The sequence below is a fragment of the Brevibacillus sp. B_LB10_24 genome, from assembly GCF_046036945.1.
GTDB lineage: Bacteria > Bacillota > Bacilli > Brevibacillales > Brevibacillaceae > Brevibacillus_C.
On record NZ_JBJQOQ010000047.1, the window covers coordinates 1 to 24,891 of the forward strand.

A 24,891-nucleotide genomic window follows, 5' to 3' on the forward strand; every position below is an offset into this window, starting at 1 on the left:
TTCACCTCCCTCTTAGCTTCTTTCGGCGCTTGAAGAGGGAGTCCTTTCGGTGGGCATGATAGATTATGCTAAAAGTGTGTATACGTACATTCACGAAGGAGAAGGTTCATGAAGCGGTTTAGTATATTTCTCTTTCATTTCACTTTGCAAGAAGCACTCTCCTGTCTCTTCCCTGTCTTCTTTACGCACCACTTCGTCGCCGATATTCGCTGGTATCTGACAGCGGCCATTTTTCTGATCTTCTGGCGCACGAGCGTCGGCTTCACCGTCAACCGGGAGCGGTTTTCCATGCCGCTGTCACTCAGTTTCTTCCTGATCGGCTTCTTCATCTGGTTGGCGGAGAACATCGCCACCTTCCTCGGCGCATGGCAGTATCCCAACCAGCGGGACAACTGGCAGCTTGTTCATGTGAGCAAGATCAGCTCGTGGTTTCTCTTGGTCATCGTCAGCTTTATCATCGTCGCCCAGCTCAAACAGGTCAAAACGGCCAAACAGCGGCAGGTGACCGACTATCGTTCTAACGCGTGATCGGTTTGGACCCGATCTTGGTTGCCCGAATCAGTTAAGCATTATAACAGCTTGGTTCAAGCTCTCGGATACGGGATCGAGATATCTGGACGATGAGCAGTTCGATTGTAGCCCGGCTACGACAGAAAAAACACCGACAAGCTAAATGGACTTGGAACGGACATCAGGATATTCGTTCTTTGGGATTTTACAAGTTCTTTACATAGTGATTAAGGCAAAACAGCGTCGACATAAAAAAGACCGGATCTCCTTGCGGCATGGGAGTTCCGGTCTTTCGTAATGTGAAAGAAGCTTTCATAATCACAAATCGGATATGGCTGCCTTATATATATACAGATGCGCTGCCCCTTTCCAAACAATAGCAAAATGGGCAACAGCGCTCCATTTCCTAAAAGAGGGGGACGGGCTTTTGTACCCTTATCCGGTGAAATTCCATCCGATTGCAATGGAGCGGATGTGGGGCGGACACAAGTTAAAATCGAGGTTTGGACAGAGGGGAAATCGGCCCATAGGAGAATACTGGGTGTTGTCCGGGCACCCGCATGGAACCTCTGTGGTAAAAAATGGATCATTTGCTGGTAAAAGCCTTGCGGACTTGACCAGCGAGTATCCAGAGGCGTATCTGGGACATTCACCGCAAGGCCGCTTTCCGCTGCTGGTTAAGTTCTTGGAGGCGAGCGATCACCTATCCGTCCAGATTCACCCGGATGACCAATACGCTCAAAAGAGGGAGGGCGATTTTGGAAAATCAGAGGCTTGGTACATGCTCGACCATGAGCCAGGGGCCAAAATCGTCTGTGGTCACACGTTATCGGACGAGAAAGAGTACAGACAGGCATTGAGTGAAAAACGCATCCAGGATTTCCTGCTGTTCAGGGAGGTTCGTAAAGGAGACATGTTCTTCCTTCCTGCCCGGACGCTGCACGCACTATTGGCCGGCACGATCGTAATCGAAATCCAGCAGGCTTCCGACGTCACCTACCGCATCTACGATTGGGATCGTGTCGACAGCGAGGGAAAGGGACGTGAGCTTCATATCGAACAGGCAACAGAGGTAATGCAGTACGGGGCAGACGCACAGCAAGCTGGTGAACCTGTACCGCCCAAGCTACTTCAACTGTCGAACCGGGGACGCCACGAACTTCTGCTTGCATGTCCTGCCTTTACCATCGAACGACTTGTACTTGTAAATGATATGTACCGCTTTTTGCAGGCAGCGAACGGAAACCCTGAAATACTGGTCATTGCTGAAGGAAACGGACTACTGCGTGTGAATGGCGACCAGGAAGGGCTGCCGCTGCTGCCTGGTGACGCTGTGCTGTTGCCAACTTCTGTTTCCTCGTACCGAGTTGAGACAAATTCCTCCATTCACTTGCTACGGACCTATTACTAATGTGAAAGGCTTGATCAATGTAAACTGTGCAGCTAATATTCTGCGCAAAGTGGTCCCCAACATCATCCTCACCATTTCATCCGCTGGTATCTGACAGCGGACTTTTTTATCACCTCCTGGCCATCGTCAGCTTTATCATCGTCGCCCAGCTCAAACAGGTCAAAACGGCCAAACAGCGGCAGGTGACCGACTACCGTTCTAACGCGTGATCGGTTTGGAATCGAGCCGCAATCTGATTCCGATCCAGCCCGCGATCAGACTAGCGGCGGTCACGACCAGGAAGGCGCCAAAAAACGATTGGTTGACAAAGCCTGTCGATCCGGCAACCAGCGGACTGATAATCGATCCGATCGACAGCACAGCCGCGTAGATGCTGAAGGCCGTCCCGTAAATATGTGGAGGCGCATAGTATGCCAGCAGGGTCGTCATCGCCGGGAAGAGCACCCCCGTACAGGCGCCGATGATAAACATCGTCAGGTAGAGCGAGACGGGCGCCGCCACCGCTATCGTGTACATCATCAGCCCGAGGACAAACAGGGCGGCGACGATCCTTCCGAGCGGCGACGTGCGGGTTAGCCAAATTTGGCTCAAAACTGCCAGCGAACCGAGCCCCATCACGCTGAACAGGATGCCGGAGACGGTCGGTTCCAGATGCTGCCGCTGCAGCAGCAGAGGAATCTCGTACATAAACGTGCCCTGGGCGTACATCACGGCAAACCCGGCCACGTAAGCCGGATAGATAGCGAACGTGGCGACCATCGTGCGAAAGGGAGAAATCGTATCCTCCTTCGAATGATTCTCTATCGGGCGAAGCACCGATTTGTTCGGGAGGCTGCTCAAGGTGACAAAGCTGGCCAGCATCATGATCACGCCAAAAATGAAAAAGGCCTGGGCGTAACCGAATTTGGCCGCCAAAAGCCCGCCGATCGCCGGCGAGACGATAGCCGCCGCGGTCAAGACCATCCCCTTTTTGACCATGAATACTCCCTGCTCTTCATTATTTCGCGCCAATTGCCCCAGGAGCGCCGAACACGCAGGGGTGACAAACGCCATCGTAAACCCGAAGATGAGGCGAAGCAGCATCAGCATATCAGGTGTGTCCACCAGTCCGTGGCCGATCAACAGCCATCCGGCGATAAACAGTCCCACGCAGATAAACAGCTTTTTGCTGTAGCGGTCGAGAAACGGCCCTGCGACCAGGTGGCCGAACAAATTGCTGATGGAGTAAGCGCCAAGCAAGATGCCAATCACCATCGAAGTGGCGCCGATCGTCCGCGCGTAAGGGGCCAACAGCGGCATCTGAGCGTGCATGTCAAACGAAGCCAAAAACAAAATGACGAACAAGACCCAAATGTATCTGCGTCTCATAACTCTCCCTCCTCGTCCTATGTATATGTGCCTGGCCAGAGAAAAAGGATTTCCTGAGGGGGAAATCCTTTTTCCGGCCTCATATACTGGTTATTATCACGACAAAGGAGCGAGGACTCTGCAATGAAATACACCGGCGTGTACTGGCTGGGGCCTGTTTACGACATGGGGGGATACGGCAATGTATCAAGAAACTTTCTACGGGCCTTCGAGTCCATCGGGATCCCCGTTTTTATCCACTCCATTGGTCCGGAACATCAAGAAATAGGTGAATCAACCATAAAATGGATAAAAAATCTGTCCTCGAACCAGATTGGCGACCGAGTCGTCTTTATCCGTCACGGACTTGCTGAGCTATTCCAAGTTTCCTTTGCCGTACCCCATGTAGTGAAAAACATCGGGGTCACGCTGTTTGAAACCGACCGCTTGCCAGAAGGCTGGGCATCTTTTGCCAATTTGATGGATGAAGTCTGGGTCCCTTCCCGGTTTAATTACGATACGTTCTCCAAGAGCGGTGTCTCCCCGGAAAAACTAAAGGTTGTTCCTTACGGGATAGACGTAACGAAATACTCCCCAGGCAGACCCTGCAAAAAACTTGCTTTCCCCTCATCTGTGAATTCATTTGTCTTCCTTTACGTTTTTGGATTTGACTACCGCAAAGGCTACGACTTGTTGATCAAAGCGTTTTGCGACGAATTTTCTCCCGCTGAAGACGTCTCCCTGCTTTTAAAAGTCTACACACACAGCGACATAGACCCCGAATTCGCGCTGTCAGAAATCCAATCGCATATTCCGCCGGAACGCTGCCCATCGCAAATCGCAATCATTCCGGAACCGTATAGCGAAGAAGATCTGATCGCGCTCTATCAAAACTGTGATGTCTATATTTCCATGGATCGGGCCGCCGGCTGGGGAATGCCGGTGATGGAGGCAATGGCCCTCGGGAAGCCGGTAATTGCGCTGCGTTGGGGAGGTTCGACAGAGTTTATGAATGAGACAAACAGCTTTTTGATCGAGACAGAAGAGGCTCTCGTCCCAGTCGACGCGAAACTGCAGGCGGCACGTCCCCGGTATTATCTCCATCATCAGTGGGCAGATGTAAAGATTGAAAAAGTTCGTCAAGTCATGCGGGAAGCTTACGTGAACAAAAAAAGGCGGGAGCAGCTTGCGAAAAAGGCGGCCGCCGATATTCACCAATATTATTCTCCTGCGCGGATCGGAACGATCATAAAAAAACTGCTCAGCTAATTCCCTCTTCCAGGGTCAACTGGGGACTCTCGCTTGGGGTTTTTGAAAAAGGAAGGTGTAAAGTCATCGGCAAAAAACGACTGGAGGGCATCACGCCAATCCCTTAAAGGCGGAAGCTGGTTTAATCGAATCGCCATTGAGTCCAATACCGAATTGTCCGGTCTCTCGGCGGACAATTGAAAATGGTCGGAGCGGACTGCAATCACTTCGATACCCGTTATATTTGCAGCCTGCAGGATTGCCTTGGCAAATTCATACCGGGAGCAGCCTCCTTCATTTGCAGCATGATACAACCCGTATTTCTCCGTGGTCATCAATTGACGGATAAACCGCGCCAGGTCGTTCGAGTAAGTGGGAGAACCAAATTTGTCATCGACCACGTAAATTTGCTGTCCATCAAGGACGCGAGAGACAATCTTCGTAACGAAATTGCTTCCCTGTATGCCGTACATCCAAGACGTACGGACAATAAAAAAGCGGTCGCAGAACATTTGCACATACCGTTCCCCTGCCAGCTTGGAAGCGCCGTATACGCCAACGGGAGACGGCTGGTCAAATTCATCATAAGGTTCCGCTTTCTTGCCGTCGAACACGTAACCCGTACTGATATAGATAAGCTTCGCCCCCACCTTCTGCGCTCCGACCGCCACATTTCTTGAACCGATCGCATTTACCTGATAGGTCAGTTCCCGCTCTGCTTCCGCCCTGTCCACATGGGTGCAGGCAGCTGCATGAACGATGACGTCCGGGCGGATCAGCTCAAACGTTTGGATGACCTTGTCACAGTCTGCCACATTCAGATCTTTTTTCGAAAAAGGAAACAATTCGTTGCCGCTGCCCAGCACCCGTATCAGGTCAAACCCGAGCTGACCAGAGCTTCCGGTAATGGCAATTTTCATCGACGATCCCCCCTGTCCGTGACGATTTATTCTGCAGGCGGGCTGGTGTCCGGCTGTCTCGGCTGTGATTCGTACTTTTCCAGATACCAGCGGAGTGTCAGCCCGATGCCGCGTCTAAACGAATAAATAGGAGTCCAGCCAAGTTCCTTGCTGATCTTTGAAGCATCAATCGCGTATCTGCGGTCATGTCCCGGACGATCACGCACAAATTGCAACAGTGACTTTGACTTCCCCAGTTCATCTAGGATCATGGACGCAACTTCGAGATTGGTGTATTCATTGCGCCCCCCAATATTGTAAATTTCCCCGGCAATGCCTTGATGCATGACCAAATCGATCGCCCGGCAGTGATCTTCTACGTACAGCCAATCCCTGATGTTTAGCCCGTCCCCATATATTGGTATCGGCTGATCCTGCAGCGCACGTGTAATGATCAGCGGAATCAGCTTCTCGGGATTTTGCCTGGGGCCGTAATTGTTGGAACAGCGCGTTATCGTTACATTCAGCCCATATGTTTGATGGTAAGCCCGCGCGAGCAGATCGGATGCTGCCTTGCTGGCAGAGTATGGACTATTGGGCGCCAGCGGAGTGTGTTCGGAAAATCGGCCGGTCGCCCCCAGCGTACCGTAAACCTCATCCGTCGAAATGTGGACAAATTTGCAGATGTGGTGCAACCTCGCTGCCTCCAGCAGAACCTGCGTCCCTATCACATTAGTCAGGACGAATTGATGCGGATGTTCAATGCTCCGATCCACATGCGTTTCGGCGGCAATATGAACCACCGTGTCAATCCCCTCCCCCATGACACGATTGACAAGTGCTTGATCGGCAATATCGCCATGAATGAAGAAGTAGTTCGGGTTCGATTGCACCTGGGCCAGATGCTTCGGATTGCCGGCATACGTCAGCTTATCGAGGTTGTAAACCCGGTAATCGGGGTATTTGTCCAGCAAATAGAGGATAAAGTTGCTGCCGATAAACCCCATCCCTCCGGTGACCAGTACATTTTTATTCATGGCGAGCCACCTCGAGCAGTCTGGAGCTCGCTTCATACAGAGATTCGATGGTACCGGCATCGATCCACCATCCGTGTACAAAACCGTAGGTCAGCTTCCGGTCTGCAGCGTACAGGTTATTGACATCCGTTATCTCCAGTTCTCCCCGGGACGAAGGCCGCAGCCGTTTGATCATCTCAAATACGGCGGAATCGTACTGGTAAATGCCGGTCACACAATAGTTCGATTTCGGCTCAAATGGTTTTTCCTCAATCCATTCGATGCGATCCCCTTCAAATACCGGAACGCCGTAGCGCTGAGGATTGTCTACTTCCTTGAGTATGACTCTCGCTCCCCCTTCCGGAGCAAAAGAGTCCTGCAGCAAATCTCCAAGCGATTCCTCAAACAAGTTATCCCCCAGTAGTACGACGAATTTTTCCCCCGGCCGGATAAAATCCTCACCGAGAGCCAATGCTTGGGCGATCCCGCCGGATTCCTCTTGTATCTTATAGGTGAGCCTTACACCCCATTCTTCCCCGCCCCCTAAAAACTGGGCAAATTCTCCCGCTGACTGCTTGCCGATCACGAGCAGAATCTCGGTAATGCCTGCGTCCCGGAGTTTTACGATGCTGTAGTAGATCATGGGATACTTTCCTACTGGAAGAAGATGTTTATTGATGATTTTCGTTAACGGATACAAGCGGGTGCCATTCCCCCCTGCAAGGATTATTCCTTTCATGACAGAAGTGCCTCCCTTCCGTATCTGTCTCTTTGTTACAACTCATTGTATGTACCGCTTACGGTACTGCAACGGCGATTGGATGATGGCGGAGGCGTTTTTAACATCTGCTGCCATGCGGTTAATTGGATGTCTGTTCAGGTTACCCTGAAAATTCCTATTCATATGATGGATGTATGAATCGGGGGGCAGCAGAGGGCAAAAAGGTAAATGGAAATACTCGAAAGCGAGCGGTGCAAATTGGGCGAATATATCGGCGGAGCAGTTACTCCTAGAACCTACGCGCTGACGACATGGGATTGGCTGAAGACGTATTATCAGGATGTGAACGAGGCTCGGCAATATTACCTGCCATTCCATGCGGAGAAGCGCCCCATCCGGCACGTGGCAAAAACAATTGACAAATCTGTTTACCACTATAAGTTTCAGCAATTTTTGCAAAATCCCCCAAACCAATTTGTTGCCATTGTGCCCGGGGGGCGTGTATACGGGCACAATGGCAGCGTCATCAGTCCCGATAACCAACTCCTCTGGGACGTGTCGTTTGAGTTTAACAAGCACCCCCACCAACATTTGGTTTTTGCCGAAAGGGAGTTACCTCCCATTGTCAAAACATCGGAGACGCTTGCCGTTCTGACTTCCGTCGCCAGTTTTAATTACTACCATTGGATGTTTGATGTGTTGTCCCGGCTGGATCTGCTGCGGCGCAGCGGGATCGCCATCGACAGGTATGTCTTCAACCGCCAGGGCGGCTTTCCGTTTCAGCATGAGACGCTTGTCAAGATGATGGGCATCCCTGCGGAAAAGATTATCGAATGCGATCGTCACACCCATATTGAGGCCCAGAGGTTGGTGGTTTCCTCTATACCGGGATGCACCGGCCAGGTACCTAGATGGGTCTGCGATTTTCTCAGGCAAGAGATGCGGTTTAACCATGGGATAGAGCCGGTGGCAGGGTACGAGCGCATCTATATCAGCCGCGCCAATACAAGTTATCGAAGGGTGACAAATGAACGGGAAGTCGTAAGATTCCTGGAAGCTTACGGCTTTCAATCCGTCACCCCGGAGTTTTACTCTGTCTGGGAGCAGGTGCAGCTTTTCGCATCAGCACAGATCGTCGTCGCTCCACATGGCGCAGCCTTGACGAATTTGATCTTCTGCAACCCAGGGACGAAGATTGTAGAAATGTTCGCTCCCAACTATGTGCATCCCGTCTATTGGGTTCCCAGCCATCATCTTGATATGGATTACTACTATCTCACCGGAGAAGGGGTACTGAATCCAGCGAATTCTTTGAACGTCAGCGAAGATATATTTATCGACCTTGACAAATTGGCTGAAACATTAAAGCTTGCCGGTGTCATTGGCGAAGAACGGACGGACGACTTCTACGGATTTCAAATGAGAGTAGCTAGGAGACTTCAGCGTTTGCTTCAACGAGACGGTACCGATTTTATCGCCGAAGTATACAGGGATCTGTTAAATCGCGAGCCGGATCCTGACGGATTGCGGCATATGGCGTACTTGCTTGCATCAGGAGTATCCAAACTGTCCATTGTCCTGGCAGTTGTAAAGAGTGAGGAATGTATTCACAAAATCTGTTCAACATCGGAGGGATGAAGCCACATGCATGATCTTTACAGTTTGTGCCAAGAGCACGGTATCGCTTCTCGCGGTGTTATCCATGTTGGCTCACATGAAGGGCAGGAGGTTCCTTTATATCAGATGATGGGGATGCAAAACATCCTACTGGTCGAGGCGAATCCGGATGTATATCAACGGCTGCATTCGAACATCAGTTCCTTTCCAAACGTGAAAACAGCAAATTGCGCGATTTGCAATTATAATGGGTTCGCCCGGTTTCACGTCACGACTTCAGATTTCTGCAGTTCCATTTTGCCTTTAAAAACTGTTACAGCAAATTATCCCGGAATTGTCGAGACACATGAAATTTCCGTCCCGGCAAGAACGCTGGATACACTTTTGGGAGAAATGCAGCTTTCCCCCCAGAATTACAACTTTTTGAATATTGACATCCAAGGGGCGGAATTATTGGCGTTTCAAGGGGCTGTAGGGTTGCTGCAGCACGTTGAGGCAGTCAATACGGAAGTTAATTTTGAGGAACTGTATGAAGGTTGTGCCATGATTGATCAAATCGATCAATTTTTATCTGTGTTTGGATTTCACCGGGTAGCGACAACTCAGTATCATCCAACCTGGGGAGACGCGCTCTACGTGAAACGAAGGTAATGCTGACAAGAGCCGATCGCCGGTTGATCGATTCTATTTTTTGGGGTGAGACAGCAAATGGAGAATGAATTTGAGGCAAGAATGCGTTTCTATTCCTTTTTTATTAAACCGGGAGACTTATGCTTTGATGTGGGTGCGAATGTCGGCAACAGAACCGGGGTGTTTTTACAGCTTGGCGCCAGGGTGGTAGCCGTTGAACCGCAAACAGATTGTGGACAAAACCTCTGGGGACAATTCGGCACTCACCCCCATTTTACCCTCATCCAAAAGGCGCTGGGAGCAAAGGAAGGCCAGGCGGAGATGTACCTGAGCGAATGGAACGTACTCTCCTCTCTATCTCCGGAGTGGATTCATCATACGAGATCAAGCGGGCGCTTCGCTTCGATCGCATGGAACCGCCAGACGGTTGTCGACGTTACGACTCTGGATTCACTGATCGGTCAGTTCGGACTCCCGACCTTTTGCAAAATCGATGTCGAAGGGTATGAATATCAAGTCATACAGGGATTAACCAAACCGATCCCTGCCCTCTCGTTTGAATTTACGCGGGAACACCTCCAGCCAACCATTGATTGCGTACAGTACCTTGCCACACTGGGAGCATATCGATTTAATCTGTCTTCGGGAGAATCGATGCAATTTGATGTGTCAAACTGGATGGAACCGACCGAATTTCTTTCCAGGCTGGAGTCCCTCTTGCCCCATCCGCTGGCCTGGGGAGATGTCTATGCACGGTTGGAACAGGCGGAGTGATGAAATGATATGACAGACTGCCCGCTGGTCAGTATCATTACCCCTTCCTATAACCAAGGCAAATATATTCGCGAAACAATTGACAGTGTGCTGGCCCAGGATTATCCCCAGATCGAACATATTGTCGTCGATGGCGGATCGACCGACAATACGTTGGAAATCCTCCACAGCTGCAGCCGCCTCCTTGGCGAACGGTTTCGATTCGTATCGGAACCGGATCGCGGGCAATCCCATGCTATCAACAAAGGCTTGACGATGGCCAAAGGAGAGATTATCGGCTGGCTGAATTCGGACGATGTGTACATGCCATGGGCAGTACGCAAAGCGGTACACGCGTTCGCACAACATCCGGAATGGGCCATGGTATACGGCAGAGCAAATTATACAGACGAAAACAATCAGGTCATCGTAGCTCATCCTGTTGAATCCTTCAGCAAAAGAAGGTTGTTCGAATCCTGTATCATCTGCCAGCCTGCCGCCTTTTTACGCAAAAATGCTTTTGTCCAGGCAGGCGGAGTTGACGAAAGCTTCTATTTTTGCATGGATTACGAGCTTTGGATGAGAATGGCCAAAAAATATCCGATCGGCGACATTGAGGACCTGCTGGCCCATGCAAGGTGGCATGCGGATTCCAAAACCCAGATCAGTTTTGGCGACAGAGGACTGCACGAGGTGTTTCGCGCCAGCCTGAAAAATTATCATGCGATCGCCAATGAAGTGATTTGTTTTTTCTGTCAATATCATCAGCAAAAAGAAAAGACCTGGATCTTGGATCAACTAAAACGATACCCGTTGTTCGGAAACACGCCGCAAATCACAAGCCTGAACCGCTATGAAGATTTATGGGCGCCCCCTGCGCTTAACATTTCCATCGAAATCAACCCGAACGAACCGCTCCATGCCCTGCTTGTGAAAGGAAGGCATGTGATTCAAAGTGACCCTTTCCCATGCCAAATCTACTTGGACGGCGCTTTTCACATGGACTCCTTAATTCAACCCGGCGATTTTACGCTCGACATCCCGGTGCAGTCCAGGCGAAGCAAATGCCAGATTGACATCATATGCCATTATCATATCGTGCCTGCGCAAAGAGGCATGGGGTCTGACACGCGCGCTTTAAGCTATTTGGCAGACCAGGTGGTCCCGGTGTCTGCAACAGAATATGCGTTTTATCAGGCCATGTGCCAAGGACTTCCCTATTTAGATGAGTGGCTGGCACAAAACAGGCACCCGATCCCCGAGCTTTAAACCTTTAAGGCAGCAGGAAAGCGGATGAATGATATGTCCATTTTATGGAAATTGAAACAGCTACTTCTCAAGGATGACGTCGAGTTTATCGTGGAACTGTACAGAGAATTACTGGACCGCGATCCCGACCCGGAAGGTTTTCGGCACCACCTCTCTTTGCTCAGGTCCGGAGTCCCGAAAATCACTCTCGTCATCAGCATCATGCGAAGCGAGGAAGCAATTCGTCTTTATCAACGATCCTAGCGGAAGGATTGGAGGCTTCACTCCTTGGAAAATCAGCATCTACCTCTCGTGACCGTCATCACCCCTTCGTACAACCAGAGCCGATTTATCCGAGAAACAATAGAGAGTGTCCTGTTCCAGGATTACCCGCAGATAGAGCATATCGTGATCGACGGTGGATCAACAGACGGGACACTTGCCGTTTTGCATCAATACAGCCATGCAGGCGAACGGTTCCGCTTTGTCTCCGAACCGGACCGGGGCCAGTCTCATGCGATAAACAAGGGTCTGACAATGGCAAGGGGCGAAATTATCGGCTGGCTGAATTCAGATGATACCTATCATCCGGGCGCGGTACGAAAAGCGGTGGAAGCGCTCCTTTTGCATCCTGAATGGGCGATGGTCCACGGCAGGGCCTACAACGTAGACGAATATCATCAGGTGATTAATTCGTATCCGGTACAGCCTGCTAATCGAGATGTGCTGTTCGAGGGCTGTTACATCAGTCAGCCCGCCGCTTTTATCCGAAAGCAAGTATTTGATGTGATGGGCGGTGTCGATGAAACGCTCCTTCACTGCATGGACTACGACTTGTGGATCCGTATTTCCTTGCAGCATTCGATCGGCTTCATCGATGAGTATTTGGCCAATTCCAGATTGCATCCCGCGTGCAAAAGTATGACGCAATGGGTCACGGTCGGGATTCCGGAAGTGTTGAAAACATTGCAAAAGCATTACGGGGCCGTATCCAATCCCATGCTGATTCACTTTATACAGCAGCACCAGGACAAGGGTGTGTACTGGATTGTAGGCCAGTGCAAAGCCTTTTTCATGTTTGGAAAAACCCCTAGGCTATGCAGGTTAAACCGTTATGACGACCTGTGGGTCCCTCCACGTTTCACGATGTCGGTGGAGGCAGATCCGCTGTTTCCCCTCGACACGCTGCTTCTTGTCGGTCGGGATGCGATGGCTGATCTCCTCCCCGGTCAAAACAGGCTGCAACTGACTTTTTACGTCGATGGACAATTTTCCGCGACTGTCGAAGTGCCCGCAGGATCTTTTGTCCTGGAAATCCCGATCCCGATTGCCGCCGGCAAAGCGGAGACGGAAATAGTGGTTGCAGCTTCCCGGCATTTTGTCCCGGCCGAATGGAACCTCAATTCAGATACCAGGCAGCTTAGTTTTATCGCAGACGAAATCCTTCCCCTTTCCCAGGAGGAAGTCCAATTTTATCGGGCATATCTCCAACATGATCTGCCCATTGCGGACTGGCTGATGCAAAACAGACATCCGGCGATCAGAAGATAATATGCAAGGGAGCCTTTAGGAGAATTCATTCTCTAAAAGGCTCCCTTCTCTTTAGGCATACGCTTGCTTACGATTTCCGGTGATGTACATACCAATCAATCGTTTTTTTCAATCCTTCTTCGAGACTCACCTTCGCTTCAAACCCAAAGTACTCCTTCGCCCGCTGAACATCAAGACATCTTCTCGGCTGGCCGTCCGGCTTCGCAGAATCCCAGCGAATTTCACCTGAAAAACCCGTCAGAGCGGCAACCATTTCCGCCATCTCTTTAATCGAGATTTCCTTTCCCGTGCCGATGTTAACCGGCCTGGCGTCATTGTACCTCTCCCCGGCCAGCAGAATGGCTTCCGCGGCATCCTGGACGTACAGGAATTCCCGCGTTGCCTTCCCGCTCCCCCACGCCGTTATGTGGTCTTTTCCCTGTTCCTTCGCCTCGATGCACTTGCGGATGAGCGCGGGAATCACATGGGAGGTTTCCAAATCAAAGTTGTCGCGAGGTCCGTACATATTGACGGGGAGAAGGAAAATCGAGTTAAAACCGTATTGCTGTCTATATGCCTGGCTTTGCACCAAAAGCATCTTCTTGGCCAAGCCGTAAGGGGCGTTTGTCTCTTCCGGGTATCCGTTCCATAGATCGTCCTCCCGAAACGGAACGGCCGTGTATTTGGGATAGGAGCAGATCGTTCCGCAAGCGATGAATTTTTCTACGTTCGTTAATCTGGCCGCCTCTATCAAATGAATTCCCATTGACAAGTTATCGTAAAAAAAGGAACCCGGATTTTTTTGGTTGGCCCCAATTCCGCCGACTGTGGCAGCCAAATGAATGATCACATCTGGCTTTGTCTCCTTAAGCAGTGTCAGGGCCGTTTGTGGATTGCGAAGATCGTACTGTCTGCTGCGGGGTACAATGATTTGCCTGCAGCCCCATTCCCTCAGTCTTTCGACGACGTGAGAACCGAGAAAGCCAGCTCCTCCGGTCACCATTACTTTCTTGTCTACCCAACTTTTCATTTTATTCCTCCATAAAACATCGCTGCTTTATTCTATGTGAACAAGATGGGATTGGCGGCGGCATGACGAAACGAAAATCATTTTCCGCTCAAGGAAGCGCATGTTTACGGTCATCCTGCTGCAGCAAACATATGATGGCTTATCGGAAAATTAACATGAAGGAAGTGACTTCATCCATGCTCAAATCCCGGATTTGCAAACAGGAGGATTTTGAGACACCTTGGTTTCGCCAAGCCTGTGAAAAATGTAAAGAACCGCATCGCTATCACAGGAAGCTATGGGAATTTTGCTACATTTATCAAGGATTTTTAGAACGGGGCGTGCTGCAGCCGGAAAAAAAAGGATTAGGTTTCGGGGTTGGAACTGAGCCGCTGGTTCCCCTCTTTGCTTCTCACGGCTGTCAGATTACGGCAACGGATCTCGACTATTCCAGTGCTCTTGCCCAGGGTTGGGTCAATACCAACCAGCATATGAGCAGCATCGATAAAGTAAACGAACGGGGAATATGCGATCCAGAGCAATTTCAACAACTGGTCACCTTTCAAACACTTAATATGAATCACATCACCCCGGAATTTCACGATCAATATGATTTTACCTGGTCATCTTGTTCTTTCGAGCACTGCGGCTCAATTGAACTTGGCAAGCAATTTATCGTCAACCAGATGGACTGTTTAAAGCCGGGCGGAATTGCCATCCATACGACCGAATACAACCTCTCCTCCAACGACAGTACACTGGAGAACGGGCCAACTGTGATTTTTCGGCAGCGGGATATCGAATGGATGGTCGAGACATTAAGAGGATTGGGCCATTTCATTGAGATCGACTATAGCGTTGGAACGGGGGAGATTGAATCATATGTCGACGTTCCACCGTATCAGAGCGACATCCATCTTCGTTTACAGCTCGCCCAATACGTTTCCACCTCGATCGGGCTGATTATCAAAAAAGCTGAATAGCTGACCAAAAGGACTCCCTCCGATCAATACAGGGGAGTCTTTTTACGGTAGAACTGTGTCTTATGATCTTGTCAACAGTAAATCAAGATAGGTCGCAGAGGAGATGACCGCAAGATCCTCTGCCCGCGTCGGGATCATGGGACCGCCATTTTGCAGGATATGAAAGTGAAACCCGCGTTCAGCAAAACGCTTCAAGATAGGCAGCGGTTCATATCCTTTCCAACTTCCGGGCAAATATTCCAAAAAAATGACCATGGGTCCGCTATGGTCAATCACTTCACACAAACTGTCCATAATGAGCGGTTCTGAGCCGTCGATATCGATTTTAATCACGTCAGCCTTTAGACTGGGCAAGTAGTCGGTTAGTAATCCCTTGGGAACAGTCGATCTGGTCACTCCATTGATTTCTTCCAGTCCCTGAAAAAAAATGCTGCTTCCGGCTTCACCCAGCCTCACCATCTCCTCTTCTCCTCTTTGATTGGACAACATGACCTTGTATAATTTCACGCGATCGTAATAGCCATTAAAAGAGACGCTTTTCAACAGGTTTTTATGATGAAATGGATTGGGTTCGAAGGCGTGCACAAAACCTGTCGGGCCTACCAGCATCCCCGCCAGCAAGGTGAAATAACCGTGATGTGCGCCAATGTCCAGGACAGTCATACTAGGCTTCACAACAGACATGAAAACATTGGAAATCCATTCTTCCCAACAACCTGTCAAAAGAATCGTCAGATTGACAGGGTCTCGGGTGTCAAGAAACATCATTGGCCCATGAACCAAATTGGTTAGAACGGTATGATCTCCTAGATAGTAATTCATTCGGTTCAAAATATCCCCTCCCGGCTGCTCAATCTCTCCATACACTTGCGGATTCCCGAGCGGAGATCCCCGCGGTTATTCTTTTTGGTTAAGCAGTTGTCCGAGTGCACTCAGGTTTTTCTGCAGCTGCTCATCCCCCGGGCGATAGGACAAGGCGATTTTTGTGTGGTGGTAAGCCGATTCGTATTCGCCTAACCGGTGATAGCACAGCGACAGCTGAATATGCGGCATCCAGGTTTGAAACGCCTCGTTTTGCAGTCCCCAATTGCTTTGCGGAGGCGGCAGCTCGAGGGCTAGTTTAAACCAGAAGATCGCTTCGCGGTACTTCTTCTTCTCGTAGAGCCTGAGCCCCAACCGGCAGCAAAAGTCTGGACGCGGCGTGCCGTACTGCAGGGTCTTGCACATCAGCTCCCATTCTTTTTCTTCATCCCCCTGTTGATAGCAGCAGTCGGCAGCGTTCATACAAACCAGGATCATGTCGTCTGGGGTCATATCCGGCCGATTCATTAATTGTAAATAAATCCCAATCGCCTTGTCGGGCATTCTGTGAAAATGCAGCTCCATTGCATAATGCATCAAATCCCGCGTTGTAAACTCTTTTTTCTCTCTCATTCTTTTTTCATAGATTTTCAAGTTCCGATCACTTACTCCATGTGCTTGTCGATGCGTCACTACAATGTCGCTGTCGATAAAATACCCCTTGACGATTAAATCTTCATGGACGACACCTTGCCACTGAAATTGCTTGGATCGTTTTACCAGGCGGAAACGCCTGAGCTTAATCGATACATTGCCGTGAGGGTCGAAGGCGGCGTGGTATTCCATCGAGACAGCATCAACGAGCGGGTCAAGCGTTTGCTTCAATCGGAGCGATTTTTCGCGATCTTCGGGCAGCAGCACATCATCCGCATCCAACCATAAGATATAATCCATCGTTGCCTGTGCGAATGAAAAGTTACGGGCGGCGGCAAAGTCGTCGATCCAGACATAATCGATCACCTTGTCCGTCCACTTTCCTGCAATTTCCTTTGTTCGATCGGTTGAACCGGTGTCGACAATAACGATCTCATCAGCAAGTCCCTTGACTGATTCGAGGCATCTTTCCAGTGTTTCCTGTTCGTTTTTGACAATCATGCAAAGGCTGATGGTAATCACAAAGCCCCTCCTCACAACCTGTTATTCGATCCCGCCCGATCAAAAAGCCAGTCTCACAAGACATGTTTGCATGATCATTGTATGTTGTCGCAATTTTTTACGTGAGAAAACGGCACAACCCCTTGTATGTAGCAAAAAGCGGAAAAGAATAGCCCCCTATGCGTTACAAGTAGAGGGCAATTCAGACATAAGTTGATCACTTAGCAAGCATCATGTCTTTTATTTTTCTATGACAGCAGCAGTTAAACTAAGCGGACCTGTAACAATCGCTTCGCCGGATGGCAGTACAGCGCCGGTCGGAACAGTAACGCCTGGAATCAGGAACGCAGAGGCGGTTAACGAATACGTTACGTGGACGTGTTGGCGGCTGGTCGTAGGCGTAAGATCGACTGCTGAGATCGTTGTGGTTCTTTGCTGGCCAAGGAACGATACCGAGTCATTGGTGCAGAAGATAGGTACTCCATCACGGGTTACGCAGAATTGTACTGCGAACGGTATCGCCAAGGTGGTCACGCCAGGCAGCGTAGTGACTGCGGCCCAACCGATGGTCGCCGTTACCCATGACTGGTCATCATGGTCTACTTCTACGGTGACGCTAGCCGGTAAAGTCGTGGTTGCCGGGCTTGCTGCAATCGGTGTGACGCTTGTTCCTGGAAATGAACTCGTTACACTTGCTGCAAAATGTTCCAAATGCTGAATCGGATCGTGATTATGTCTCGACATTCTTGTCACTCCTTCCTTTAGTATTCATTTATAAGAAATGCAGACAGGATGTGAAATGACCCGAGCATATGTCCCAGTGTCGTTACCTATTTTCACTTAGTCGGAACAATTGTTGCTGCAATCCATAAATGCACGTAAGCCTATTCACCTGGAAGAACACCCAGTGCTGGCAGACAATATGCTGTGAAAATAGGAGGTGCTGGTTTTGAAAGGGAATGAAATATCTCTATTATGGGAAGGATCGCTGGCTGATCATCACAGCTTGGCAAAGGTGAACCGGAATATTTGCAACCATTTGATTGCCCATAAACACATCCGCCTGTACCGAACAGATACGGACAACAAATCAAACTCCGTTGACAGGGCCGGACAGGCCGATGTTTCTGTACGTCATCAATGGCCCCTTGTCCTTGATTGGACAGACGGAGGGGCAAAGTATGCAATCTGTATGCAGCCTTGGGAATTCGGGGCAATTCCCAAACAATGGTATATCCCGATGAAATACAGAACCGACCAAATCTGGGTCTACAGCACGTACAACAAGGAATGCTACATTCGCTGCGGCCTCCCTGCGGATAAAATAAAAGTCATTCCACTTGGGGTTGACGAATCGATCTATCATTACCGTGCGGCACCCTTAAAACTGGAGGACACCCACACTTTTCGCTTTTTGTTCGTAGGCGGGACTATCGCCCGCAAAGGAATCGATACATTACTCCGGGCATACGTCAGTGAATTCCGTGCCGATGAAGACGTTTGCCTGGTGATTAAGGATTTTGGCAATCGTTCCTTTTATCAAGGCAGAACCTTTGATAAGCAAATTGTCCAGGCAGCATCCGATCCAAACCATCCCAGTATCTTATACCTCGACAACTACCTGTCTGAACACGATCTTGCAGGGCTCTATAAGGCTTGCGATTGCCTGGTACACCCCTACCGCGGGGAAGGTTTCGGCTTGCCCATTGTGGAGGCGATGGCCTGTGGCACTCCGGCGATTCTTCCCGACCTTGGGCCAAGTCAGGATATTTGTGACGCTGACACGGCTTTTCTGCTTCCCAGTAAAGAAGTACTGATAGAAGAACTGTTCGCCAGCAGCCTGGATGTCGTCAATACCCCTTGGTGGTTGAACGTGGAGCAGGCGGAATTGCAAAAAATGATGCGCTTCGTCTACCAAAACCGGGATGAAGTAAAGAAAAGGGGGGAAAAGGCGAGCCAAAAGATTCTGTCAAACTTTACCTGGAGGCAAACCGCCCAGCTAATAGCAGACAGCGTAACGGAGTTGGCAAAGGGTGAACGCTACCCGCGGAAGAGCGAAACGGAAATCATTCAATCGGAACTGCTCGCCGCTTCCCAGTTGTATCAGGAAAACAAATTCGACGCAGCAATCAGCCTCCTTCAAACCATCCTTGCTTCTTTCCCCCATTCATTCGAAACCCGCTACAATATAGCTTTAGCTTACATCAGGCTGAACAACTTTCCGGCGGCAGTTGAACACCTGAACCACGCCACCAGGTTCATGACGAAGGCTCCTGAAGCGATACAAGCGGAGATTTGGAATCGTATCGGAGATTGTTACACACAGATGCATGCCTTTGACCAAGCGATCAAAGCATTCCAGAAATCGACTGCACTGCACCCGGCTTACCTATCTAGGGAAATCCTCTCCTTGAAAGATGGCGTGGATGCCCTATGGAAACAGGCGGCGACACTCTATGAAGAAATGGCAAATTGCTATCAATCATTAGGCAGCGATTTTCGGGCGATAGAGATGTATAACAAAGCGCTTCGAATCGGGGCGGATCAATCAAGGGTACAGGCGGCGCTTGAACGGGTCAGGCGGCGAATCGAAAACACGAAGAGAGGGATCGGACTGATTCGCAAAAAAACTGCTCTCTCGCCTGCCTCCCCTGCCGCTGATCATCAGGTGATTTGGCATCAAACGGCTTTGTCCTCTTCCTATGTTTCGGCCGCGAATATCAAGGAAAGCAGATGTCGGTGGACTGCTTATTTCGCAGGAGGAAACGATGTATTGGAGATTGAATATTCGGAGATGCGGGATGGACAGATTGACCTGGAAACGGCACAAACCTACGACGGTGTTCTGCTTACGATAAGACATGGCACTGTATCTTCCTCCAAGTTAACCGGGTTCTTGACACAATGTCAGTCAATCGTCCATCACTCAGGAAAAATAATCATCGTGGCGGAAAACCCGACCAGGGATTTTGACCTGCTTTCCTTAAAGGAGTGCTTGGAAACAAGCTCGCAAACGGCGGGATGGCTGATCAGGGAATCAAATGAACTTGAAGACGGGAAGTCCGTTTATCTCGTCCTGCAAAAATCGACTTATGACGTTCTGTGGCAGTGTCCGTACTTCAATTTGACCGGATTTTCTGAGGAGCAAAAATTTTTTCTCGATGGCATTCGACCATATCCCGTTCGAGTCGCAGTGCATCCAGTTGATTCAACCGAAACGAAAGAGCTGCCCCCGTCAAAGATGAAACCCTACTTATCCTCCCTTTTGAAACGGCGATTTGAAACTCCCCTGATTCATTACCAAGCCTTGCCGGCTGTCAATTGTCTCTTTCCTCATGCACCGATTTCGATCCTAAGAACAATGTTTGAAACAGATTCATTGCCCGCAGAATGCATACCAATAATGAATGAGATGACGGAAATCTGGGTGCCCTCCGAATTCAATCGGCAGACATTCGCACAAGCCGGCGTTTCCCTTGACCGGATTCAGATCGTACCCGGCACACTGGATGAACACATCTTCAATCCCGTTCAGGCGCAACCCCATCCTTTGCCAATGGTGCGATCATTTTATTTTTTGTCCGTATTCGATTGGAGCATGCGGAAAGGCTGGGACATCCTGCTTCGGGCATATCTTGAGGAATTCACCGAAGACGATGATGTATCGCTGATTCTAAAAGTAAGCCGGGTTAACGAACCATCCACAAATCCCCAAAGCATCATTACGGATATGCTGCAGAAGCTGGGAGTTCGCAAACCGCCGCATATTCACATGATAATAAAAAAGATGTCAGACGAGGAATTAGCTGGCCTATACGCCGCAGCGGATTGCTTTGTCCTGCCTTCTCGCGGCGAAGGCTGGGGTCGACCCTATATGGAAGCGATGGCCATGGAGCTGCCGGCGATCGGAACGCGCTGGAGCGGTCAATTGGAGTTTATGAACGACGACAACAGCTATTTGATCGAGCTTGAGGGCCTTGTTCCGATCGATGCTGCCGCATCCGGTATGCCTCCCCACTTTCACGGCCACCGCTGGGCCGAGCCGAGCGCAGATCACTTGAAGTCCCTGATGAGACATGTTTATTCCCATCAATCCGAGGCCAGGGAAAAGGGACGGAGGGCCAGAAGTGAGCTATTTCCCCGGTTTTCCAGACATACCATTGGCCGGCAAATATTTGGGCAGATCGATCGATTAGTAAAATCCCATTACAGATGAACCACGAAGCAGGCGTCTGGAAAAAACAGCCCTATCCCAAGCAAAGCAAGGGATAGGGCTGTTATCTATTTTCCAACATTTTACACTTTCTCTGTTTTTAAGCCCAACGAGCTTTCATGGAACTTGATATCGGGATACTTATCCTGTGCCATGCGCAGCTGATATTCGCTTTCGAACAGCATCACCGGTCGCCCGTAGCGGTCGCGCACCGTCTGGCTGCGCTTTTGCAAGGTGTCAAGCGTCGCTTTATCGCCCTCGATCCAGCGGGCGATCTGGTACGGCATCCGCTGCAGCAAGATGTCTACGCCGTATTCCGCCTTCAGACGATACTCCAGGACTTCAAACTGCAGCACGCCGACAACGCCGATGATCAGCTCTTCCATCGGGTAGGTGCGGAACAGTTGTACCGTCCCTTCCTCCGTCAGCTGCATGATGCCCTTTTGGAACTGCTTGTGCTTCATCGCGTCCTTCACCGTTATCTTGGAGAAGAACTCCGGCGAGAAGTGCGGCATCTCTTCATACTCGAAAGCGCCGCCGACGCACAGGGTGTCACCGATCTGGAAGATGCCGGGATCGAACAGGCCGATCACGTCGCCCGCGTATGACTGCTCGACGATTTCCCGGTCCTGGGCCATAAATTGCAGCGGTTGGGCCAGCTTGATGTCCCGTCCCAAACGGACGTGCCGGACGGTCATGCCCCGGTCAAAACGCCCCGAGCAAATCCGCAAAAACGCCACCCTGTCCCTGTGGGCCGGATTCATGTTTGCCTGGATTTTAAAGATAAATCCGGAGAAGGCCCCCTCATACGGGTCGATCGGTCCGATCGTGCTTTTCTTCGCAGACGGCGGAGGTGCCATCTGCAGGAAGTTTTCCAAAAAGGTCTGCACCCCGAAGTTGTTGATCGCGCTGCCGAAAAAGACGGGCGTCAACTCCCCTTTGGCGATCAGCTCGGAATCGAACTGATCTCCTGCTACGTCCAGCAGGGACAGCTCATCGGCTAGCTGCTGTCCCAAATCACCGCCTACACGAGTACTGATCAGCGGGTCGTCCGGTCCGCTCACCTGAACAAAGGAAATCTCCTCGTGATCGCTGCCCTCTGTATACAATTCCACCCTTGATTTCTGCCGGTCGTAAATGCCGCACAGCGAACTGCCCATGCCAATCGGCCAGTTCATCGGATACGAACGAATCCCCAGCACCCGCTCGATCTCTTCCAAGAGTTCAAACGGATCCTTCCCGTGCCGGTCCAGCTTGTTGATAAACGTAAAAATGGGAATCCCCCGCATGCGGCAGACTTTAAACAGCTTGATTGTCTGCGCCTCAACCCCCTTGGCTACGTCGATGATCATGACTGCGGCGTCAGCGGCCGTCAAGGTGCGGTAGGTATCCTCACTAAAGTCCTGGTGACCAGGCGTGTCCAGAATATTAATGTGATGTCCCTTGTACTCAAATTCCATGGCGCTGGAGGTAACGGAGATTCCCCGCTTTTTCTCGATTTCCATCCAGTCAGAGGTAGCGTGTTTGGAATTTTTTCTTCCTTTGACCACACCCGCCTCACGGATCGCTCCGCCGTAGTAGAGCAATTTTTCGGTCATCGTCGTCTTCCCGGCATCCGGGTGGGAAATAATCGCAAATGTCCTGCGTCTGGCAATCTCTTGTGCTATTGCTTGGTCCATATCCATTTCTCCTTACAGGTGAGACTACGAATGCAACCTGAGTCATTCATATCATGAATACGATTATACAGACAAACTGGTGCATGTGAAAGCAGGAATACACGACCGCTTTGCCTGGCATTTTCTGTGTTATAATAACCTTGATCAAATTTTTTTAATAAGGAGGCCTCCCCATCTCATGAGTCAGGACAAACTCGTAAGCGATTTTCGCGACTACGTCAAAAAGCTCGTCAGTTACAATCAGGCCTTGGCCGTACTGGGCTGGGATTTGCGGACGAAAACGCCGCGCAAGGGAGCACATGCCCGTTCGGAAGTGATCGGCGTCCTCTCCGGCGAGCAATTCAAGCTGGCCACTTCCCGGGAGTACGAGGAGTACCTCACTGCGCTTAGCGAGCCGGACCGGTTGGCCGCGCTTGATCCGATCACGCGCAAGACCGTGCTGGAAGGCAAGAAGGAGTTTGAGCGCAGCAAAAAACTGCCGCCTGAAAAGTACCAGGAATTTGTCATCACGACGACTCAAGCGGAAACAATGTGGGAGGATGCCCGCAAAAACAACGACTTTTCCAGTTTTCGTCCTTACTTGGAGAAAATAGTAAAATTACAGTTAGAATTTATCGACTACTGGGGACACAGCGGGGTCAAGTACGATACCTTGCTGGATATGTACGAACCCGGGATGACCACCGCGCAACTGGATGAGATGTTCGGCAAGCTTCGCGAAAAAACCGTTCCTCTGGTGCAGGCGATCGCCGAATCACCGAACAAACCAGACACCGGATTTCTCACCAAGTCGTACGATATCGCCCGTCAAGAAGCCTTCAGCCGCTACGTGCTGGAAAAGATCGGCTACGACTTCGCGGCCGGCAGAATCGACATCAGCGCTCATCCGTTTTGCACCAGCTTTGCCCCCGGAGACGTGCGGATCACGACCAAGTACGACCCGAACGACTTCCGTGTCGCCTTCTTCAGCTGCGCCCACGAAGCGGGTCACGCCATCTACGAGCAGAACATCAATCCCGACTTGTTCGGCACACTTCTCTGCGACGGCACATCAATGGGGATTCACGAGTCCCAATCCCGTTTCTGGGAGAATATCGTATGCCGCAGCCTGCCGTTTTGGCAGCACTTCTTCGGCGATCTGGTCAAACAGTTTCCGGATCAACTGGCAGGGGTCCGAGCGGAAGACTTCTACCGCGCCGTCAACTACGTTCAGCCATCGCTCATTCGCATTGAGGCAGATGAAGTTACATACAACTTGCACATCATGATCCGCTACGAGATCGAAAAAGGCTTGATCAACCAGACGATGGAGGTCGGCGACCTGCCTCGCATCTGGAACGAAAAGATGAAGGAATACCTCGGCGTGGTACCGCCAAACGACGCAGACGGGGTCTTGCAGGACGTTCACTGGTCGGGCGGCAGCTTCGGCTACTTCCCCACCTATACGCTGGGCAACGTCTACGCTGCGCAATTTGCCCACGCGATGAGACAGCAAATCAGCGGCTTCGACGAGCTGATCGCGGGCGGCGAGTTCACACCGATCCGCACCTGGCTGAAGGAGAATATCCATCAGTGGGGCAAAATGAAGAGCCCTTCGGAGTTAGTGCACGACATCACCGGCGAAGCGATGAACGCCGACTATCTCGTTCAATACCTGGAAGAAAAGGAAAAACAAGTATATCAACTATAGGCAATCTGCCAGCTGAAAAGGCAAGCCTTGTTACTTGAGGCTTGCCTTGGTGTTTTTGTAAAAGTGATACTCACCTCTACTTCTCCGTCACCCTCTCCATTCAAAGTAGTTTCCCTGCGTGTGATAGTCTCCCTCTACCATTCTAACTTCTTGTGAGGCTGCACGTCGGCGGCGCGAACCACATACGACCCTATCAGATGGTTATCTGAAGCGTTTTTGTGTCACCTGGATTTCTATCCGTTTCCGTTTCTTTTCCCTTCGCATCTTTTATATGAACACTTTTAGAAAGCGAGGTGACTGATTGGGCTCCCCTAAGTACGGATATCGTCGCGATTGTGTTTAGACGTGTTGCCAGGGCCGGCGTGCGGCTAAGAACTATCCGGGTTGTTCGCGGAGTCGGCAGCGCATTTCCGTGCAACCGATTTTTATGA

At 50.4% G+C, this 24,891-nt stretch carries 20 protein-coding genes and 1 pseudogene; 12 read left to right on the forward strand and 9 right to left on the reverse strand.

What is annotated here, in order from left to right:
* Nucleotides 1-96: 96 nt before the first annotated feature.
* Nucleotides 97-528, forward strand: a pseudogene (locus ACI7RC_RS25695) (DUF817 family protein); the annotation flags it as partial.
* A 409-nt stretch (nt 529-937) separates the two neighbouring features.
* Nucleotides 938-1,921 carry a type I phosphomannose isomerase catalytic subunit gene (locus ACI7RC_RS25700; protein WP_408111016.1) on the forward strand — a complete coding sequence of 328 codons (984 nt, stop codon included), beginning with the start codon at nt 938-940 and terminating at the stop codon, nt 1,919-1,921.
* A 198-nt stretch (nt 1,922-2,119) separates the two neighbouring features.
* Here the strand turns inward: ACI7RC_RS25700 and ACI7RC_RS25705 are convergent, their stop codons facing one another.
* Nucleotides 2,120-3,289: an MFS transporter gene (locus tag ACI7RC_RS25705; RefSeq protein ID WP_408111017.1), complete on the reverse strand. Its 1,170-nt coding sequence runs from the start codon at nt 3,287-3,289 to the stop codon at nt 2,120-2,122.
* Nucleotides 3,290-3,412: 123 nt separating this feature from the next.
* On the opposite strand from ACI7RC_RS25705, the gene ACI7RC_RS25710 reads away from it, so the two are divergent.
* Nucleotides 3,413-4,537, forward strand: a complete 1,125-nt coding sequence (locus ACI7RC_RS25710) for a glycosyltransferase family 4 protein (protein WP_408111018.1) — start codon at nt 3,413-3,415, stop codon at nt 4,535-4,537.
* On the opposite strand, the gene rfbD is transcribed toward ACI7RC_RS25710, so the two are convergent.
* From rfbD to ACI7RC_RS25725, 3 genes are read right to left on the reverse strand one after another with little or no spacing between them, the layout of a single operon-like run.
* Nucleotides 4,534-5,436: a dTDP-4-dehydrorhamnose reductase gene (gene rfbD, locus ACI7RC_RS25715; protein ID WP_408111019.1), complete on the reverse strand. Its 903-nt coding sequence runs from the start codon at nt 5,434-5,436 to the stop codon at nt 4,534-4,536. The two genes, ACI7RC_RS25710 and rfbD, sit on opposite strands and share 4 nt — an antisense overlap.
* A gap of 26 nt (nt 5,437-5,462) precedes the next feature.
* Complete coding sequence (rfbB, locus tag ACI7RC_RS25720; RefSeq protein WP_408111020.1) at nt 5,463-6,452, reverse strand: dTDP-glucose 4,6-dehydratase; 990 nt, start codon at nt 6,450-6,452, stop codon at nt 5,463-5,465.
* Nucleotides 6,445-7,170 (reverse strand): sugar phosphate nucleotidyltransferase, encoded by a 726-nt coding sequence (locus ACI7RC_RS25725; RefSeq protein ID WP_408111021.1) that lies wholly within the window; start codon nt 7,168-7,170, stop codon nt 6,445-6,447. The genes rfbB and ACI7RC_RS25725 overlap by 8 nt, the downstream gene beginning before the upstream one ends.
* Before the next feature lie 210 nt (nt 7,171-7,380).
* Here ACI7RC_RS25725 and ACI7RC_RS25730 point away from each other — a divergent pair, with 210 nt between their 5' ends.
* The 6 genes from ACI7RC_RS25730 to ACI7RC_RS25755 all read left to right on the forward strand — a co-directional run bounded on the left by ACI7RC_RS25730 (nt 7,381) and on the right by ACI7RC_RS25755 (nt 12,951).
* On the forward strand, nt 7,381-8,790 hold the full coding sequence (locus tag ACI7RC_RS25730; protein WP_408111022.1) for a glycosyltransferase 61 family protein: 1,410 nt from the start codon (nt 7,381-7,383) through the stop codon (nt 8,788-8,790).
* A 6-nt stretch (nt 8,791-8,796) separates the two neighbouring features.
* Nucleotides 8,797-9,420 carry an FkbM family methyltransferase gene (locus tag ACI7RC_RS25735; protein WP_408111023.1) on the forward strand — a complete coding sequence of 208 codons (624 nt, stop codon included), beginning with the start codon at nt 8,797-8,799 and terminating at the stop codon, nt 9,418-9,420.
* 129 nt (nt 9,421-9,549) lie between these two features.
* Nucleotides 9,550-10,173 (forward strand): FkbM family methyltransferase, encoded by a 624-nt coding sequence (locus ACI7RC_RS25740; protein ID WP_408111024.1) that lies wholly within the window; start codon nt 9,550-9,552, stop codon nt 10,171-10,173.
* 9 nt (nt 10,174-10,182) lie between these two features.
* On the forward strand, nt 10,183-11,421 hold the full coding sequence (locus tag ACI7RC_RS25745; RefSeq protein ID WP_408111025.1) for a glycosyltransferase family 2 protein: 1,239 nt from the start codon (nt 10,183-10,185) through the stop codon (nt 11,419-11,421).
* 24 nt (nt 11,422-11,445) lie between these two features.
* Nucleotides 11,446-11,664, forward strand: coding sequence for a DUF4214 domain-containing protein (locus ACI7RC_RS25750; protein WP_408111026.1), 219 nt, complete (start codon nt 11,446-11,448; stop codon nt 11,662-11,664).
* A 24-nt stretch (nt 11,665-11,688) separates the two neighbouring features.
* Complete coding sequence (locus ACI7RC_RS25755) at nt 11,689-12,951, forward strand: glycosyltransferase family 2 protein (RefSeq protein ID WP_408111027.1); 1,263 nt, start codon at nt 11,689-11,691, stop codon at nt 12,949-12,951.
* Nucleotides 12,952-13,018: 67 nt separating this feature from the next.
* On the opposite strand, the gene ACI7RC_RS25760 is transcribed toward ACI7RC_RS25755, so the two are convergent.
* Nucleotides 13,019-13,960: a GDP-L-fucose synthase family protein gene (locus tag ACI7RC_RS25760; protein ID WP_408111028.1), complete on the reverse strand. Its 942-nt coding sequence runs from the start codon at nt 13,958-13,960 to the stop codon at nt 13,019-13,021.
* A gap of 176 nt (nt 13,961-14,136) precedes the next feature.
* Here ACI7RC_RS25760 and ACI7RC_RS25765 point away from each other — a divergent pair, with 176 nt between their 5' ends.
* The gene (locus ACI7RC_RS25765; RefSeq protein WP_408111029.1) at nt 14,137-14,922 is read left to right on the forward strand and encodes a class I SAM-dependent methyltransferase; all 786 of its coding nucleotides are present in this window, start codon (nt 14,137-14,139) and stop codon (nt 14,920-14,922) included.
* 60 nt (nt 14,923-14,982) lie between these two features.
* Here ACI7RC_RS25765 and ACI7RC_RS25770 read toward each other — a convergent pair whose 3' ends face one another.
* From ACI7RC_RS25770 to ACI7RC_RS25780, 3 genes are all read right to left on the reverse strand, one after another.
* A complete protein-coding gene (locus tag ACI7RC_RS25770; protein ID WP_408111042.1) occupies nt 14,983-15,744 on the reverse strand; it encodes an FkbM family methyltransferase in 762 nt (253 codons plus the stop codon).
* 75 nt (nt 15,745-15,819) lie between these two features.
* Entirely contained in the window at nt 15,820-16,899 is a 1,080-nt protein-coding gene (locus tag ACI7RC_RS25775; RefSeq protein WP_408111030.1) for a glycosyltransferase, read from the reverse strand.
* Nucleotides 16,900-17,118: 219 nt separating this feature from the next.
* Complete coding sequence (locus tag ACI7RC_RS25780) at nt 17,119-17,622, reverse strand: hypothetical protein (RefSeq protein ID WP_408111031.1); 504 nt, start codon at nt 17,620-17,622, stop codon at nt 17,119-17,121.
* A 205-nt stretch (nt 17,623-17,827) separates the two neighbouring features.
* Here ACI7RC_RS25780 and ACI7RC_RS25785 point away from each other — a divergent pair, with 205 nt between their 5' ends.
* On the forward strand, nt 17,828-21,094 hold the full coding sequence (locus ACI7RC_RS25785; protein ID WP_408111032.1) for a glycosyltransferase: 3,267 nt from the start codon (nt 17,828-17,830) through the stop codon (nt 21,092-21,094).
* Nucleotides 21,095-21,174: 80 nt separating this feature from the next.
* On the opposite strand, the gene ACI7RC_RS25790 is transcribed toward ACI7RC_RS25785, so the two are convergent.
* The gene (locus tag ACI7RC_RS25790) at nt 21,175-22,770 is read right to left on the reverse strand and encodes a peptide chain release factor 3 (protein WP_408111033.1); all 1,596 of its coding nucleotides are present in this window, start codon (nt 22,768-22,770) and stop codon (nt 21,175-21,177) included.
* 178 nt (nt 22,771-22,948) lie between these two features.
* Here ACI7RC_RS25790 and ACI7RC_RS25795 point away from each other — a divergent pair, with 178 nt between their 5' ends.
* On the forward strand, nt 22,949-24,460 hold the full coding sequence (locus tag ACI7RC_RS25795; RefSeq protein WP_408111034.1) for a carboxypeptidase M32: 1,512 nt from the start codon (nt 22,949-22,951) through the stop codon (nt 24,458-24,460).
* The last annotated feature ends 431 nt before the right edge of the window (nt 24,461-24,891 follow it).